The following is a 16,820-nucleotide window of genomic DNA, read 5'->3' as shown; positions in this document are numbered from 1 at the left end:
AGTGTTGGTCAAATGATATATCAAGAATTGAACCCGGTCGGAAACTTTGCCCCATGGGAAGCTTCTAAATTAAGTGAACTTGAACGTAATCAGGTATCGAATAGCTTAGGTCAAAAGCTACTTTTTGAGAACAAAGCTTTAAAAGTATGGGAAATTTTTCTTCAGCCCAATGAAAGAATGGGGTTTAGAAGAATAAGCAATAGTTACACCGTAACCTCTATGTGCGAAGGTTTAGCTGTATCCCGTTTTTCTGATGGCAGTATCTATCTCTATAGGTTTCAGGAAAATGATACCCGTTTCGTACCTCCAGCCAAGAATAAAGTTATTCAAGATTTAGAAAATATAGGTGAGAGCCCCATCTATTTTCATATAATGGAGTTTAAATCAATGATATTGGCTTTAGACTGTGATATAAAATCCATCTACAAGAGTAAATAATTCATAAGATTCTGCCCTACCTCAGCTTATTTTGTAAAAGCTGTTGTTCATTTCTTATTTTTGGGCATGAAAATAATCTCTACAAATATAGGTAAGCCCCAAACCATTAGTTGGAATGGGAAAACAGAACAAACTGGCATCTTTAAGTATCCTCTTAATGAAGGCCTGGACCTTAAAAAGGAAATCGTTTCGAACGATACCATTATTGATAGGGTTCACCATGGTGGCTCGAACAAAGCATGTTATATATTTTCAGCGGACGAATACGCTTATTGGAAAGAGATTTACCCTGATTTGGATTGGGACTGGGGCATGTTCGGTGAAAATCTAACTATTGAAGGTTTAGACGAGAATACCTTAAGAGTTGGCAATATTTACAAAATTGGTTCCGCTCTTGTTCAAGTATCCCAACCTAGAGAACCATGCTATAAACTAGGAGTGCGTTTTCAAGATCAAGGTATTTTGAAAAAATTTATCGATAGGGTTCGACCAGGCTCTTACCTCAGGGTCATAGAAGAAGGTCATGTCAACAAAGGTGATGAAATGGAATTGATAAACGAGTCTTCCAATGAATTTAGCATTACCCACTTTCATAACTTGCTCTACAGCAAAGAAAAATCTAAAGAATTACTGTATTTATTTATGAACAACGATGCCGTACCGCAATACAAGAAAGAAAAATTCAAAAAATATCTGTAATTTCTAATCCCTTTCACAGCCAGATTTTAATGTTGGGAAAGAAATTTTAGATAGCACATATGAATTTGAACGAACCTTGGCACTTTTATGTAATGTCCCTCATTTACATAGCTGCCGGCATTCTACACTTTGTTAAGCCGAAAATGTATCTGAGAATTATGCCGCCCTATATTCCCGGGCACAAGGCTTTAGTGGTAATCAGTGGTATCGCCGAAGTTGTTTTGGGTATTGCCCTTTATTTTGACTCCCTCAAAACGGCTGCCCTATACTGCATAATTTTGATGCTTACTTTTTTTCTCCCCGTTCATTTTCATATGCTGAACAATAAAAGAGCTGGTATGGGCCTGCCAAAATGGGCTTTATTTGCACGAATACCCTTGCAGTTACTTTTGATTTTTTGGGCCTGTTATTATATACACTGAATAGGTACCAATTAAAAAGCCCTGCGGTTTGCAACCCGCAGGACTTTTAACTCAACTCAACTTAAACTACTATTTTTAACAACTATTTTATGTTTATGGTCTCGTAGTAGGCTTTCTTACCATCGGTAACTACTACAGTGTAAGCATCTTTGTAAGCTGTCTTAAAGTTCATTACTTTTTCAACCACCATGGTATCTTTCCACTCCTGTGAAAAAACCAAACGGTTACTGCTATCAAAGACATCGACGTTTACATCGTTCTTGTCAAGGTTTAGGTGGTTAAAATAAACCACATCGTCTTTTACTCTAAAGACAGGTTTTGTTTCTTCTTTTGTATCTACGATAGAAACATTGGAACCTTTAACGTTTATAGTGTAAACTACTGTTCTAAGAGCATCATCAGTAGTAAAAAAGTATTGGCCATCTTTTAAATTCTGTAAATCGAATTTTTTGGCATACGCTTTTTTGTCTACGTTCTCATAATAGATGACGTTGCTCTCATTATCTAAAAGTTTGATGGTTGTTTTACCGGCTTCAGTTTCCAGTTCAAAAACCACGCTTTTTGCATTTTCATTAGTGATAAGGCTAAGTTTCCCTTCGTTGGCCGAAGCTGTCATTGTTCCGAACATAAGGGCGATCATTGCTGCTGTTCTTGCTACTTTTTTCATGACATTTTGTTTTATAAGCCCGTCTTGCAACAGGTTTGGTTAATAATCTGGTACAAACTTAGTACCGAATGCCAGACCTCACTACTACTGGTTTTTCCAATTTATGTGCTATTTTAACATCGGGTAGCAACCTTTTATCGGTAAAAGGTAATTTTGAACATTATTTGGTTAATTTTGCAAAGAAAAGCGTTTTTAAGCTGTATTAATTTTGTAATATGGAGAACAAATTCCCCCTTACTCAAAAACCTGCTTTTGAGGCCATAGAGCCCAGTTTTGGTCATTCCTATACCTATCAAAAGTTTGATGCCACCAAAAACAACAAACAAAGTGTATGGCATTACCACCCAGAAATAGAATTGGTACATGTACACGGTGGTTCAGGTAAGCGCCAGATAGGCAGTCATGTTTCCTATTATTCAAACGGCGACCTTATTTTAATAGGAAGTAATCTGCCCCATTGCGGCTTTACGGATAAATTAACGGGCAATGAATGTGAAACCGTTATACAGATGAAACAAGATTTTTTAGGAAATGATTTTTTCAAAATTCCTGAAATGAAAAATATCCAGAACCTTTTTGAGATTGCCAAGGGCGGAATAGCGTTTTCAGGCAAGACGAAGAGAAAGCTGGGCGAGAAACTTTTAATTCTTGAATATCAAACCGATTTCCAACGATTACTATCCATTTTGAACATCTTAAATGAACTGGCCATATCAAAAGATTTTAAGATTCTAAATGCGGAAGGCTTCTCAATGGAAACCGAAGTAAAGGATAATGATAGAATCAATATAGTCTTCAACCATGTGAAAGCTAATTTCAAAGAAGAAATAACCCTTGACGAAATTGCAGGCTTGGTCAGTATGACCGTACCTTCTTTCTGTCGGTATTTTAAAAAGATTACCAACAAAACGTTCGTTCAATTTGTCAACGAATATCGCTTGGTACATGCTTCTAAGCTTTTAGCGGAACAGCCTATGAGTATTACGGAAGTTTGTATGGAGAGTGGTTTCAATAATTTTTCTCACTTTAATAAACAGTTCAAAGCTTTCACGGGTCAAAACCCTTCTGAATACCGAAACGAATTGAAAAATGTTTTGCAGTAATGCATCGGATCGGCCCGATCAATGGCAGATTACATTTAATCGATAGTGAGATAAGCTATTTTCCCAACTTCATTTCCCATAATGAGGCTTGGGTTGTATTTGAAGAGTTGCTATCACAAACACGTTGGCAACAAGATACTATTAAAGTATTTGGTAAGGAATACCTTCAGCCCAGATTAACATCTCTGTATGGCAACAATGGTAAACCCTATAGCTATTCAAACCTAACGATGCAACCACACTCGTTTACCCCTTTGTTGATAGATTTGAAAAAGTTGGTCGATATTAAATGTAATACCCATTTCACCACTTGTCTGCTCAATCTCTATAGAAATGGAAAAGATAGTAATGGTTGGCATGCCGATAACGAAAAAGAATTAGGGTCTCGACCGATAATTGCCTCTTTGTCTTTTGGTCAAGAGCGTTTCTTTCATTTAAAGCATAGAAAACTAGTATCGGAACGGTATAAACTTTTATTGGAACATGGTAGCCTGCTAATCATGTCCGGTGATACTCAAAAGAATTGGCTACATCAAATACCTAAGACCTCGAGATTGGTTAAAGAGCGCATTAATTTGACCTTTAGGGTCATTCAATAAAAAAATCGACCACCTTAAATTAAGTGGTCGATTTTCTGTTACCCATATCTTTTTCGAAGTTCGGTACTGCCTTTAGCTGGTGGGCAGTCAACTAATGTCCTCATACCTTACTTCCAACCTTAATATAACTCCAAAAGCTGTACCAAAGTATCTCAAATCGTTGACTTAATAGCTTTTATGGATTATTTGTTGCGTAATTGCCAAAAAGTAAGGTGAACAGGAATTGAGAAAAATTCCCTATAGGTTCTTATCCGAAAATATCATTTAAAACTTTGGCTAGACGCAAACCTCCTTTTTGTAATTGCTGCTCAACGGTCGGCCACCAATCATAACTATACCTGTAAAAAAGCTTTTCGCCCACTTCGACCGAATCATATACTTCATTGGCCAAATCTTGGGTTTCATCAACCCAGTTTAAAAGATTACCGTTCTGAATACTCTTTATTTCCTGTTTTGTTAGACGGGGCATGGTCTTAGAAAGTTCTGAATAACTCATTTTATAATCATCGATCATATGCCCATCCCAAACGCGGTGCAGGTTGGTGCCTTCATCAAACCAACGCAATTGAATATCATTACCTCCCTTATCTTCTGCCCTACCTACGTGTAGGGGTTGATGCAAGTCTCCAACTAAGTGTACCAACATTTTCAGATAAAATCTTTTATCAGCCAGATTGCTTTTTGCATCTTCCAAAACCTCGATACATTTATTAATGCCTGTTACCAAATCACCACGTTCACTGGGCTCTATATCTTTATACCTTTTATCGGAAGGAATGTTCACATAATGCCATGGCCCGAATTTTCGATAGGCGGTATCTGATTTAATTTCATCACCGAAATTGGCCATTGAAGCCAAAGTTTCACCGTTCATTAATCTTTCTATCGCTTTTTGAGCCTTTCTGCTCAGATGCTCTTGGGCAATTTCACCGACGGCCCTATGCCCCGTTTTTGACCATTCACCCTCGGTTGCAAATCCTATTTGCCCAATTAGAAATAGTAATACCAATAGTCTCATTTTTCTAAAAATTTGTGTTCAAAAGTAGCTAATGAGATTAAATCTATTGTTAAGAAACACATCGATTTCATATTTAAATTTGATATTGCAACCTTAAAACAATCACCTTGATACTAAATAAAATTCAGAATAAATATCTCAGATGGGGTATAATCGCCTGTATCGGCTTGTTGGGTTTCTTCGTCTTATTTATCTCAAGTATTCGTTGGGGGCTTTGGGGAAAAATTCCTAAAGAAGAAGACCTTTCCGACTTCCAGTATCAAAGAGCATCTGAAGTTTATACCGCAGATAGTATTCTCATCGGCAAATATTATCTGTACGATCGACAACCTATTACATTTAAAGATATTCCTGAGGATCTTTTAAAAGCCTTGGTGGCTATAGAAGATGAACGCTTCTATGAGCATTCAGGTATCGACTATCAAAGTCTAGGAAGAGTAGCTCTCAAAACAATTTTAATGCAAGACCAATCTTCAGGTGGCGGTAGTACCATCACCCAACAATTGGCAAAAAATCTGTATCCCAGGCGAGATAGGGTCAATACCAACATCGTAGTCGATAAGGTGAAAGAAATGATTATTGCTTCCAGGCTCGAAGATATTTTTAGCAAAGATGAAATTCTTACCCATTATTTAAATACGGTCTCTTTCGGGGATAACACTTTTGGTATTGAAAGCGCTGCTTTAAAATTCTTCAATAAGAAGGCAAAAGATTTACAATTAGAAGAAGCCGCAACTCTTGTGGGCATGTTAAAAGCAACCTATGGTTACAATCCAAGGGTTTTTCCTGAAAAAAGTCTTTCAAGGCGTAATCTGGTACTTACCGCTATGGCCCATAACAATTTCATAGAAGATGCAGAGCGTGATAGCTTGGCCACCCTACCCCTTCTTTTGAACTATAAAGAATACGATAATAATGAGGGTCTTGCCCCCTACTTTCGTGAAGAGGTACGAAAGAAAATGTTGAAATGGACACAAGAACAGAAAGAAGATGGCAATGAATACAACATTTATACATCCGGGCTGAAAATTTACACTACGCTAGATTACAATATGCAATACTGGGCGGAAGCGGCTATGAGAGAGCATATGAAATCATTACAGGCCAGCTTTGAGAAAAGTTACGGTGAGAATGCACCTTGGGTGAAAAATAAGAAGTTGGTAGATAAGTTGGTCAAACAATCATCTATCTATAAAAAATTAAAATCGCAAGGTATTGAGGAGCAACAGATTTGGGATTCGTTGAGCCAAAAGAAGAAAATGGTTCTAGTCGATTGGGAAGAAGAAAAAACTGTTGATGCAAGTTCTATTGATAGCCTCACTCATTATATGAAATTCTTAAATACCGGTTCATTGTCATTAGACCCTCACTCAGGTGCCGTTAAAACTTGGATTGGAGGTGTAGACTTCGAGCATTTTAAATATGACCATGTGGCCCAAAGTAAAAGGCAAGTAGGGTCGACCTTTAAACCGTTTGTTTATACCGCGGCACTGGAGGTCGGTATAGAACCCTGCACCTATTTTTCTGCGGAAGAGGTCGAATATGAAAATCTAAAAGGATGGTCGCCCAGTAACTCAGGCGATAAAGATGAGACCTACCTTAATTATTCTATGGAAGAGGCTTTGAGCAATTCCGTCAATACGGTTGCCGTAAAAGTGCTTGAAGAAACCGGAATCAACAATGTGCTCACCATGGCAAAAAACATGGGTATTTTTACTGAATTGCCCAATCAGCCATCGGTGGCTTTGGGAACAGGTGAAATATACTTAAACGAATTGGCCGGGGCCTACGCAAGCTATTTAAATAAAGGTAGAGCCGTATTGCCCTATTTCATTAGAACAATTGCCGATAAAAAAGATTCTGTTCTTGTCGAATTTGAGCCTAAAAGAGCGGTTGAACCGGCCTACTCTGAACAGACCAGACAGATAATGGTAGAAATGATGAAATCGACCATTGACAAAGGTACGGCCTCCCGTCTACGAAGCACCTATAAACTGAATAATGCCATCGCAGGTAAAACGGGCACTACCCAAAACAATAAAGATGCTTGGTTCGTTGCTTTGACACCAAAATTGGTACATGTAACATGGGTGGGTCTTGATAATCATGAAATAGGCTTCAGAAGTACGCAACTCGGGCAGGGTGCCAATGCCGCTCTTCCGATATTTGCTAAATTGATGCAAGAAATGAACCAGCACCCTTCGTATAATGAAATAACCCAAGCCCAGTTTGAACGAACGGACCCTATGGTTCTTGATATGCTTGATTGCGAACCTGTCAAGAAAGACGGTTTCTTCAAAAGACTTTTCAAAAATCCCGACAAAAAGAGAAAACGCAAATTTAAAAGTGGTAACTCGACCCCTTAACATCATAACTGGGTTGTGGGCTGCTCTTTGCTTATCTTTACCCACAGATAAACCAACAATATCTTGAAGTATAAAGTTCTTTGTTCCGATCTCGATGGTACTCTACTATCGACCAAAAGTGATGTTTCCGATTTTACCATCTCAGAAATCAATAGAATAAAATCCAAATTGAGGATTGTCTTGGTTTCCGCTAGAATGCCCAGGGGCATGAACTATTTGCAGAGAAGACTGAGTATCGAAGACCAACCACTCATAAGTTATAACGGGGCATTGGTTGTTGACAACGAAAAAACAATAGCCTCAACCGAAATAGACATTCAACTACTAAAAGAAATTTATTCATTGGCAGAAAAACATTCAATCGGGTTGGGCCTATACTCTGGAGATGAATGGTATGTCGAAGAAAATACAGAACGGGTACGAAAAGAAATAAGATATACTCAAACCACACCGGTTTTTAGAAGCACAGAAGAAAGTCTAGATGATTGGAAAGAAAGGAGTGTAGGTGCCCATAAGATAATGCTGATGGGTACTGCGAACACGGCAAATGCGATAAGCCCTGAGCTCAGCGAGCATTTTTCCGATCACTTGAATATTTATCGCTCAAATGATACTCTGATAGAAATTGCGCCGAAAGCAGTATCTAAATTGACCGCTATCAAATTATTACTAAAAAAGGACGAAACGATGGAAGATGTCATTTCATTTGGTGATAATTACAATGATATTGAAATGCTTCAACATTCCGGTCTCGGTGTGGCGGTGGGCAATGCCCGTGAAGAGGTCAAAGCAATTGCCAACGCCATTGCCTTACCGAATACTGAACACGGTGTAGCCGACTATATTCAGCGGCATCTGGTATTTTGAGTATATTTGGAAAAAAGCATCTTTTCTAAATGACGGAACCTTTAATTACCGATGACACCATAGTTTTTGGATTGCTAACCCTTTGTTTGGGCTTTATTTTCTATACTTCTTCTATCACCACCGGTTTTTGGGGTAAATTTTATTCAGTGGTTCCTGCTGTTTTAATGTGTTATCTGCTACCGGCTATTTTGGCAAGTTCAGGACTTATTTCTGACGAGACTTCGAACCTTTATTTCATGGCCAGTAGATATCTACTGCCTGCAGCCTTGGTTTTAATGACTTTGAGTATCGATTTAAAGGCAATTTCCAATTTGGGTTCCAAAGCTTTAATCATGTTCTTGACCGGTAGCGTAGGTATCATTATCGGTGGGCCCATTGCCATTCTCATCGTAAGCATATTTTCTCCTGAAACGGTAGGTGGTAATGATTTCGATGCCATTTGGCGCGGCCTATCTACTATTGCTGGTAGTTGGATCGGTGGCGGAGCCAACCAAGCTGCCATGCTTGAAATATTCAGGTATAATCCGGAAAAGTACGGTGGTATGGTGTTAGTCGATATCGTTGTTGCCAATGTTTGGATGGCCATTATCCTCTTGGGTGTTGGCAGAAACAAACAAATTGACCGATGGTTAAAGGCAGATACTTCGGCCATTGAAACTTTGAAAGTAAAAGTCACTGCCTTTGCCGAAAAAATTACTAGGGTGCCTACCTTGAAAGATTATATGATGATGCTATTTTTTGCATTCACCGCTACAGGAATAGCGCATTTTTTTGGAAATCACATCAGTGATTTCTTGACAACGACTTACGAAAGCGTTAGCGACAAAAAGAGCTTTCTTTCGTTCTTGGGGTCCGGTTTTTTCTGGATGGTGGTTATTGCTACCGCTTGCGGTATCGGTCTGTCGTTTACCAAAGCTAAAAACTTTGAGGGTGCAGGAGCAAGCAAAATTGGTGGAGTCTTTATTTATATTCTTGTTGCTACCATCGGTATGAAAATGGATCTCGGAAAAGTCTTGGAAAATCCGGGTTTGATAGCCATAGGTTTTATATGGATTGCCATTCATGCCGGGTTATTAATTTTGGTTGCCAAGATAATTAAGGCTCCGTATTTCTTTTTGGCCGTTGGAAGTCAGGCGAATGTAGGTGGTGCCGCATCGGCCCCTGTGGTTGCCGCTGAATTTCACCCTTCACTAACTTCAGTGGGGGTTCTTTTGGCCGTTTTCGGCTATGTGGTGGGTACAGGTGGTGCGCTGCTTTGTGCCTACTTAATGGAAATTGCATCTAAAATTTAAACACTGGCCAAACTGCTTAGGTAAATTTATTTTTTTTTGGATATTTGCGCCGTTAAAAAAATCACATGCAGAAGATTTCACTTTTAGCTTTACTTGGGTTACTTATCATTTCTTGTTCAAGTGAAGGGTCTAAAAAAACCATGATCGTAAACGGAAACGTTAAGGGGTTGAAAAAAGGCACCCTATTTTTACAACATATCGGTGATTCTACATTGACCACTGTAGATTCACTTTTGGTAGAGGGCGATGGCTCTTTTCAATTTGAGACCGAATTGGAGAGTCCTGAGATTTTTTATCTATACTTACGTAAAAAAGATGCCAACGAAATTAATGATCGAATTACTTTCTTTGGAGAGCCTGGAACGGTGACCATCAACACTTCTTGGAATACTTTCGATATGAACCCTAAAATTTCTGGGTCGGAAACGCAGAAGAAGCTAGAAGAATATCAAAAAACAATGTCGAGGTTCAATCTGAAAAATCTAGAACTTTTACAAGTGGCGGCAAGTCAAGAAAATGCTCTTGACTCTCTTCAGTTAGACTCTCTACAGGTACTTAGCGACAGAAACCTAAAACGCGGTTATGCCTTTGCATTGAATTTTGCACTGAATAATAAAGACTCGTATATAGCACCCTATATCGCCTTGAACGAAGTGGGCGATGCCAATGTAATATACCTAGATTCAATCTATAACTCTTTAAGCGAAGAGGTAGCCGAATCGAAATACGGCATAAGGCTCAAAAACCATCTTGAAAATATCAAGAAATAAAAAAATCCCGTCCATTCAGACGGGATTTTTTATTGAGTATAGTGCTCTTAATTCAGTTTATTGACCTTTTCGACCAAAGCTTGAGCCTTTGTTTCCAATTCTTGGCGAACCTCTTTCAGATGCTTCTTTCTATTATCAACTTTTTTGTCGTTTACCTTTGAAATCAACTCATCAAAATTATTGATAGCCTCGTCAATAATTTGGTCACCATCTTTTGAAGTCTGTTCGCTACCGCTTCCATCAACAATATAGACCGCTTCAATTATATCACCAAATACGTTGTTGATGTCTTTCTTTAAATTTTTAACACTTGCCATAATGGAAAATTTTTGGGCAAAAATAGACTATTTAAAGTGAACTTATAGCATAAATTTTTCTAGAACTAGATGGTCACCTCCAATAACTTCGCGCCGTTCGTTTCTATATGTATTTCATTTGTACTGGCCGGTAACAAGACGGTTTCGCCTTTTTGAATTTGAGCTTTACCTTCATTATTGGAAATGGTGGCGTTACCCCCGACACACATATAAATGGTAAATGAATCTCTATCAGAAACATCTTGTTTTAAATCTTGATCTAGATCTAAATAGTTCGTAGTGAAGTAAGGGCAATCGACCATGGCATTAACTTCATCTTTTTGACCACTGTACTTCACCTTAAAATCGTCTTTTTTAGTATAATCGATAGCATCTAAGGCGAGGTCGGTGTGCAATTCCCTTAGATTACCGTTTTTATCCCGTCGATTAAAGTCAAAGACCCTATAGGTAATATCTGAGGTCTGCTGAATTTCGGCGAGTAGTACGCCTGCCCCAATTGCATGAATCTTTCCTGTATTGATAAAAAAAGTATCACCCTCTTTGACCTTTTCGTAGTTGAGCAGATCCAATAATGTATCATTCTCCAAACTCTGCGTATACTCTTGTTTGGTTACATCTTTATTGAAACCGACAATTAATTGTGCATCATCATCGGCATCCATAACATACCACATTTCAGTTTTTCCAAAAGAATCATGCCTAGTTTTGGCAAGTTCGTCGTTGGGATGCAACTGAATTGACAAGTCTTGTTTGGCATCAATGAACTTAATTAAAATCGGAAAATCTGTACCAAAACGTTCGAAGACACTTGCGCCCAGTAGCTTTTTAGGATCCTCATCTATTAAATTTTGAAGTGATGTACCTTCTAAACTTCCGTTGGCCACAACGGAAACATCTCCTGCCACAGCCGAAAGTTCCCAACTTTCGCCAGTTATATCGCTCGTAATAGGCTTGCCTAGCACATCTTTCAGCTTCGTTCCGCCCCAAAGGCGTTCTTTGAGAATAGGTTTAAATTTTAATGGGTATAGGTTCATTGGTTTAATGATTGAAGGGCTTCAATAGCTTCGTCAGTATGCCTTGTAGCATCCATACTATTAAAAACCATGATTATTTTTCCGTTCTTATCTGTAACATAGGTTTCCCTTCCGGGAATAATTAACAAACTTTTTCTTACTTTAAACGCCTTTCTAACCGCATTATTTCGGTCGGCCAACAGAATAAAGGGAAGTTTATACTTTTCGCTAAATTCGGAATGGCTTTCTTCCGAATCGGAACTTATACCGATCACTTCGGCCCCCAGTTCTTTAAAATCTTCATACCTATCGCGAAAAGTACAGGCCTCTTTAGTACAGCCGGGTGTGTCATCTTTAGGATAAAAATAAATGACCATGGGCTTTACACCCTTTATTTGGGAGCTTGAAAAGACGTTACCGAATTGGTCGTTCAAAGAGAAATCCGGAATAAAATCGCCTACTTTTAAACCCATTGCTAGCCAGAAAAAGTTACAAAGTTACGTGGGGTTTCGTAAAGGATAATCTCTAAGTCGTGGTCGGTTTCAATATATGGCCTGAGTTTTTGCCAGATGACCACTGCTATGTTCTCTGCCGTAGGATTCAAATCTTTGAATTCGGCTACCTCGATGTTTAGGTTCTTATGGTCAAAAGCTTCTTCAACATGCTCATAAATGAGGTCTTTCAAGACCTTCATATCAATAACAAAACCAGTTGCTGGGTCGATTTCTCCTGTTACGCTCACCACAAGCTCGTAATTATGACCGTGAAAGTTGGGGTTATTGCATTTACCAAAGACGGAGTCGTTTTTTTCTTCGTCCCAGTCTTTTCTAAAAAGTCTATGGGCAGCATTAAAATGAGCCTTTCTACTAACCTTTACCTTCATTTCCAGCGTTTTGGGTTAAATGGTCGTAGAACTTTTCAAAAATAATCTTGAACCAGGCCGTATACTTTTCAGGATTCTTTTCAATGTCTATCTTGACATCTTCGGGTTTCATCCATTGCCAGTCGGCGACCTCATCAGGATTAATGTTGGGTGTTCCTTCAAAACTACCTATCATCACATGGTCAAATTCATGTTCGGTCAGACCGTTATCAAAGGCTGCTTTATAAGTGAATGAAAAGAGTTCTTCAAGTTCGGTTACAAAGCCCATTTCTTCTTGCAACCTTCGTTTACCGGCTTCGATATTCGATTCTCCTACCCTCTGATGGCTACAGCAGGTATTCGTCCATAACAAGGGGGAGTGATATTTATGGGCCGCTCTTTGTTGTAACATAGTCTCACCCCTGTCGTTCATCACAAATACAGAAAATGCCCTATGTAACAAGGCCTTTTCATGAGCTTCCATTTTTGGCATGGTACCTATAGGTTGGTCGTTCTCATCGACCAGAATCACTTGTTCTTCTTTCAAATGCAATTGTTTTGTTGAATCGCCCTAAGGGCTTCTGACAAAAATAGCATCTTTGGTCAAGTATTATAAATACTTGTCTATAAAATAAAGTTAATGGATGAGGTATCGAACACGCTGAAAAAATCAGTTTAAATAGAGATACCCTTTTAAAGTACGGTTCTCTCCTGTAGTTTCTTGAAAATTAAGAATGTAGAAGTAAGTGCCTGAAGGCATACGCTCTTGCCAACCCGAATCTATCTGTGTCAAGCTTTGACCTTCAAATCTATTGCCAGAACTATCGTAACCCTCAGTCTCATACATTAGAATACCCCAACGGTTGTAGATTTCGAGTTTGTTGTTGGGTCGCTCTTCTAGACCTGTGATGGTCAAATAGTCGTGAACATTATCTTCATTAGGTGTCACTACATTATAAACTATAACCGGAATGTAAGGAGCTTCTAGATAATTGGGAATACCATTACCGTTCTCATCATCATTTGAATAATCACCATCATGATCGGTATCTTCATCACGACTCATGATACCATCACCATCATCATCCATGTCTCTATAATCAGACTCAAGATCATCATCGGTATTAGGTAAATCATTGATTGGATCATCAATTTCGTCATTTATATCCATATCGATCATTTCCTCTCCTTCATAACCATCGTCGAGACCATCATTATCTTTGTCAGATCCAATAAAAACCACTTCTGGTATACCATCGTGGTCATGGTCATGGGCCTCTATGGCATCTAAAATATTGTCATTGTCACTATCGGTATCAAGATAATCGGGCATATCTTCATTATCAGTATTCACAGGAATCAGCCCTTGATTACCGTTTTGTTCGTAAGCATCATCTAACCCATTATTGTTCTCGTCAACATTACTTGGGGGAATGTAATTCGAAGTATCCTGAGCTTCCACATTATCAGGAATACCATCATTATCGCTATCTATATCGAGATAATCTGGAAAATCGTCATTATCTGAATTAGTGGGGTTGGTAGCGGGATTGTCATCTCCATCAAGGTTCAAATCTTCAAAGGCATCTGTTATACCATCTCCATCACTATCCAATGTAACATTTCCATTTACAGATAGCATGGCGGAAGATGTAGATGCATACGGCATACACATATCATCTGAACTAACTGCCGTCAAACGATAGAGATTACCACTTAAAGTCGAATCTACTTGAGTAATTAAAAGCCGCTGGCCGGTTGACCCTCTGTAAGAGTCATTGTCAGTAACCATTAGCCAAGTCAACCCCGAATCAGAGCTTACCTCCCATTGATAGGTTAGACTGGGGCCGCTAATGGCCGCATTAAATTCTACATCGGAACCCGTTGAGACCTCGATATTTGTAGGACTGCTTTCGACCGTAATAGATTCTCCGGCCGTCACAACTGCTTCCGTAGAGCCAGAATACCCGCCTTGCCCAGTGACAAGACCATCGACATCGACTACAAGGGGTGCGCTTCCTAAATAAAAATCACCATCGGTATCCTCATGACCCGCTTCTATAACATCGGGGCAAGTATCATTATCACTATCAGAATCTAGATGGTCGGCTACCGTATCGGTATCACTATGTTGCTCTTGGCAAGACGACACATTTATGGTGAAATCATCAAAAACAGAGTAGCCAACATTACCATCGGTCTGTTGATTGTAAGTATAGACCCTTAAAGTATACGGAGTATTTTCTTCAAGATTGAACTTGGCATCAGGTGGCATTAAGGCAAAAAATTCACTGACTCCATTTGATGGTGTATGAATTCGAATATCTGAATACAGTAAGATAGAAGTGGCAAAATCATCATTTGAAATGGCTAAAGCCACATCATATGAATTGCCAATGGCTGTTGAGCCTGAATTTTGATTCCAGTTAAGACCTATCTGCTCAATCATTGGATTAACCAGATTTGATGAAGTTGTAAAGGTCAGCTCAACATATTCATTCAAATTAATAGCCTCATCAAAGGTCAATGCTTCAATGCCAGTAAGCTGCAATTCAGTAGATGGCGATAATGCTGAAATACCCGAACCTATCGTAATTGAATTTGAATCGGATAATAGCCAATCATCAATCGAACTAACTTCGGTAAAATCTTGTTCCCATGTTCCAACGGGGGAAGCAAACTGCCAGCCAAAATTGCTGGTATTTATGCAATCTTGAGATTCATTACTATCAATAATACCATCATTGTCATCATCTAAATCAGTTCTATTATCGACCATGTCATTATCGGAGTCGATATCAATAGTTATATACACGGATGCCCTATCGGTATTACCCCCAGCATCAGTTATTTCATAGCTAAACAAATCGGTACCGACATAATTTGTGTTAGGGTTATACTCAAAATAATCGTCGTAAGAATCTAGAGTACCATTATCGTTCAATGAAAGCGACCCATTGGTGGGAAGACTATAATTGGTGATGGCACCATTCGATAATGGACCTGCACTACCGAAATTGTCGTTATCCAATACATTTATTCTATTGTTCAGCGAATTGTGAATGATGTTGGCGCTATCATAAATAGCCTCTAACTTGATAACTATGACGGCCGTACCGGTATCACAAACACCTGTATTCGGGGAAGGAAGACATACTTGGTACTCAAAGGTATCATTACCCGTAAAACCAGGATTAGGCACATAGTTGAACTGTCCGTTAGGGTGGAAGATTAAAGTTCCATTCGATACGGAACTTAATAAGGTATAAATGCTTCCGTCGGGCACTAGGTCGTTCGCGGCAATGTCGCCATTACCTTCTCTATCCAATTTTATGCGTAAACTATCATCTTCCGCATAGGTTTGCATCAAGAAAAATTTACCATCACCATGGTCTGTCGTTGCCCCCATGTATCTAATAGAAGTAATGATCGAACCTGTTGGGGCCAGTTCCGATAGTTCATAAAGTGCAATGCCGATTATTTGATTGTTCTCATTGTTTCTGCCACTGCTCCAATAATCACTGTTGTTGGTTGGCGGTGCTTGAGGACGCACGCCAGTCAAGTTACCTTGGTTTCTAACGAAGGTTCGTCCCAAAAGTTGCTCAGCACCTCCACCTACGGGTATGCCATAAAGCTCGACATACATACAGTTATTTCCGCCTCTTTCAGTAATGGCAATAACACCATCAGGATTGGATGGTATACCTGGATTGTATCTGATAGTCTGTATTTGAGCATTTGAGGTAGCCAACGCAGAGTAATCACCACAAAAATTCTCTCCTGTGCTGTCTGATTGAAAATAATGGTTTAAGTTCAATGACTGATAAGCATTGAGAGCTTCAGTGTTCCAATTAATGCTGTTACTTCCAGCTACGATTCTAGACCCATCACTCCAAATATTATTTTGGGAATCGCCACCTGGGCCTAATCTTGTCATTTCATAGGAAGATGGTACGACAAAAGTATTGTAATCGACCCCATTGATTGTTATGGACTGAAGATTGGCTGGATCACTCAAAACCGTTTGGTTATCTGCCCAGTTAAACGTTACATTGTTGCGAATTGAGTTGGCCTGAGCCTGTATCTTTTGAAGAGATACGAAGAGGTTAACACTTACTATAAGCGCTAAGGTAATGTAGTGAGTAGCATTGCTGCTTTTCATGGCTAAGCTTTAGTTTCCTTTCTAGGGAATAGATTTGGGACCTATTCAAAAGCAAAATTAAGCCTAGCTCGAATTGTAATTTAAAAATCACGTTGAACGAACAACTTTTACCGCTTGGGGAAGGCCATTTGTTAAAATGACCGTTTATCGACTATTAACGACGTCAAAGTACTTTGGGGATAATTCCTACGAGTAGATAAAGGTTCCGTTTTATGGATGAACGGC

At 39.1% G+C, this 16,820-nt stretch carries 17 protein-coding genes; 9 read left to right on the top strand and 8 right to left on the bottom strand.

Features of this window, described 5'->3' with window-relative positions; translation table 11 throughout:
* The first annotated feature begins 12 nt into the window (after positions 1 to 12).
* From IL356_RS13585 to IL356_RS13575, 3 genes are all read left to right on the top strand, one after another.
* Positions 13 to 438, top strand: a complete 426-nt coding sequence (locus IL356_RS13585) for a hypothetical protein (protein ID WP_121848116.1) — start codon at positions 13 to 15, stop codon at positions 436 to 438.
* 66 nt (positions 439 to 504) lie between these two features.
* Positions 505 to 1,137 (top strand): MOSC domain-containing protein, encoded by a 633-nt coding sequence (locus IL356_RS13580; RefSeq protein WP_121848115.1) that lies wholly within the window; start codon positions 505 to 507, stop codon positions 1,135 to 1,137.
* A gap of 59 nt (positions 1,138 to 1,196) precedes the next feature.
* A complete protein-coding gene (locus IL356_RS13575) occupies positions 1,197 to 1,559 on the top strand; it encodes a DoxX family protein (protein WP_317125497.1) in 363 nt (120 codons plus the stop codon).
* Positions 1,560 to 1,641: 82 nt separating this feature from the next.
* On the opposite strand, the gene IL356_RS13570 is transcribed toward IL356_RS13575, so the two are convergent.
* Complete coding sequence (locus tag IL356_RS13570) at positions 1,642 to 2,226, bottom strand: hypothetical protein (RefSeq protein ID WP_162987823.1); 585 nt, start codon at positions 2,224 to 2,226, stop codon at positions 1,642 to 1,644.
* A 215-nt stretch (positions 2,227 to 2,441) separates the two neighbouring features.
* On the opposite strand from IL356_RS13570, the gene IL356_RS13565 reads away from it, so the two are divergent.
* Positions 2,442 to 3,329, top strand: coding sequence for an AraC family transcriptional regulator (locus tag IL356_RS13565; protein WP_121848113.1), 888 nt, complete (start codon positions 2,442 to 2,444; stop codon positions 3,327 to 3,329).
* Complete coding sequence (locus IL356_RS13560; RefSeq protein ID WP_121848112.1) at positions 3,329 to 3,928, top strand: alpha-ketoglutarate-dependent dioxygenase AlkB family protein; 600 nt, start codon at positions 3,329 to 3,331, stop codon at positions 3,926 to 3,928. The genes IL356_RS13565 and IL356_RS13560 overlap by 1 nt, the downstream gene beginning before the upstream one ends.
* Before the next feature lie 247 nt (positions 3,929 to 4,175).
* Here the strand turns inward: IL356_RS13560 and IL356_RS13555 are convergent, their stop codons facing one another.
* Positions 4,176 to 4,946, bottom strand: coding sequence for a S1/P1 nuclease (locus IL356_RS13555; RefSeq protein ID WP_121848111.1), 771 nt, complete (start codon positions 4,944 to 4,946; stop codon positions 4,176 to 4,178).
* A 107-nt stretch (positions 4,947 to 5,053) separates the two neighbouring features.
* Between IL356_RS13555 and IL356_RS13550 the strand changes: the two genes are divergently transcribed.
* The 4 genes from IL356_RS13550 (at position 5,054) to IL356_RS13535 (ending at position 10,241) form a co-directional block, all read left to right on the top strand.
* A complete protein-coding gene (locus IL356_RS13550) occupies positions 5,054 to 7,312 on the top strand; it encodes a transglycosylase domain-containing protein (RefSeq protein ID WP_121848110.1) in 2,259 nt (752 codons plus the stop codon).
* A 63-nt stretch (positions 7,313 to 7,375) separates the two neighbouring features.
* Positions 7,376 to 8,179 (top strand): Cof-type HAD-IIB family hydrolase, encoded by an 804-nt coding sequence (locus tag IL356_RS13545; RefSeq protein ID WP_121848109.1) that lies wholly within the window; start codon positions 7,376 to 7,378, stop codon positions 8,177 to 8,179.
* A 29-nt stretch (positions 8,180 to 8,208) separates the two neighbouring features.
* Positions 8,209 to 9,471 carry a DUF819 family protein gene (locus IL356_RS13540; protein ID WP_121848108.1) on the top strand — a complete coding sequence of 421 codons (1,263 nt, stop codon included), beginning with the start codon at positions 8,209 to 8,211 and terminating at the stop codon, positions 9,469 to 9,471.
* A 65-nt stretch (positions 9,472 to 9,536) separates the two neighbouring features.
* Entirely contained in the window at positions 9,537 to 10,241 is a 705-nt protein-coding gene (locus IL356_RS13535) for a DUF4369 domain-containing protein (protein WP_121848107.1), read from the top strand.
* 47 nt (positions 10,242 to 10,288) lie between these two features.
* Here IL356_RS13535 and IL356_RS13530 read toward each other — a convergent pair whose 3' ends face one another.
* The 6 genes from IL356_RS13530 to IL356_RS13505 all read right to left on the bottom strand — a co-directional run bounded on the left by IL356_RS13530 (position 10,289) and on the right by IL356_RS13505 (position 16,595).
* Positions 10,289 to 10,558: a hypothetical protein gene (locus IL356_RS13530; protein WP_121848106.1), complete on the bottom strand. Its 270-nt coding sequence runs from the start codon at positions 10,556 to 10,558 to the stop codon at positions 10,289 to 10,291.
* A gap of 65 nt (positions 10,559 to 10,623) precedes the next feature.
* A complete protein-coding gene (locus IL356_RS13525) occupies positions 10,624 to 11,592 on the bottom strand; it encodes a type I phosphomannose isomerase catalytic subunit (protein ID WP_121848105.1) in 969 nt (322 codons plus the stop codon).
* Positions 11,589 to 12,044, bottom strand: coding sequence for a peroxiredoxin (locus IL356_RS13520; RefSeq protein WP_121848104.1), 456 nt, complete (start codon positions 12,042 to 12,044; stop codon positions 11,589 to 11,591). Before IL356_RS13520 ends, IL356_RS13525 begins: the two co-directional genes overlap by 4 nt.
* A gap of 2 nt (positions 12,045 to 12,046) precedes the next feature.
* Positions 12,047 to 12,454, bottom strand: coding sequence for a 6-pyruvoyl trahydropterin synthase family protein (locus tag IL356_RS13515; protein WP_121848103.1), 408 nt, complete (start codon positions 12,452 to 12,454; stop codon positions 12,047 to 12,049).
* On the bottom strand, positions 12,438 to 12,980 hold the full coding sequence (gene idi / locus IL356_RS13510) for an isopentenyl-diphosphate Delta-isomerase (protein ID WP_121850636.1): 543 nt from the start codon (positions 12,978 to 12,980) through the stop codon (positions 12,438 to 12,440). Before idi ends, IL356_RS13515 begins: the two co-directional genes overlap by 17 nt.
* A gap of 123 nt (positions 12,981 to 13,103) precedes the next feature.
* A complete protein-coding gene (locus IL356_RS13505; RefSeq protein ID WP_162987822.1) occupies positions 13,104 to 16,595 on the bottom strand; it encodes a T9SS type B sorting domain-containing protein in 3,492 nt (1,163 codons plus the stop codon).
* Positions 16,596 to 16,820: the final 225 nt, after the last annotated feature.

It is taken from the genome of Euzebyella marina (assembly GCF_014855515.1).
GTDB lineage: Bacteria > Bacteroidota > Bacteroidia > Flavobacteriales > Flavobacteriaceae > Euzebyella > Euzebyella marina.
The sequence above is the reverse complement of the archived record's forward strand: the minus strand, read 5'-3'. Positions and strand labels throughout refer to the sequence as shown.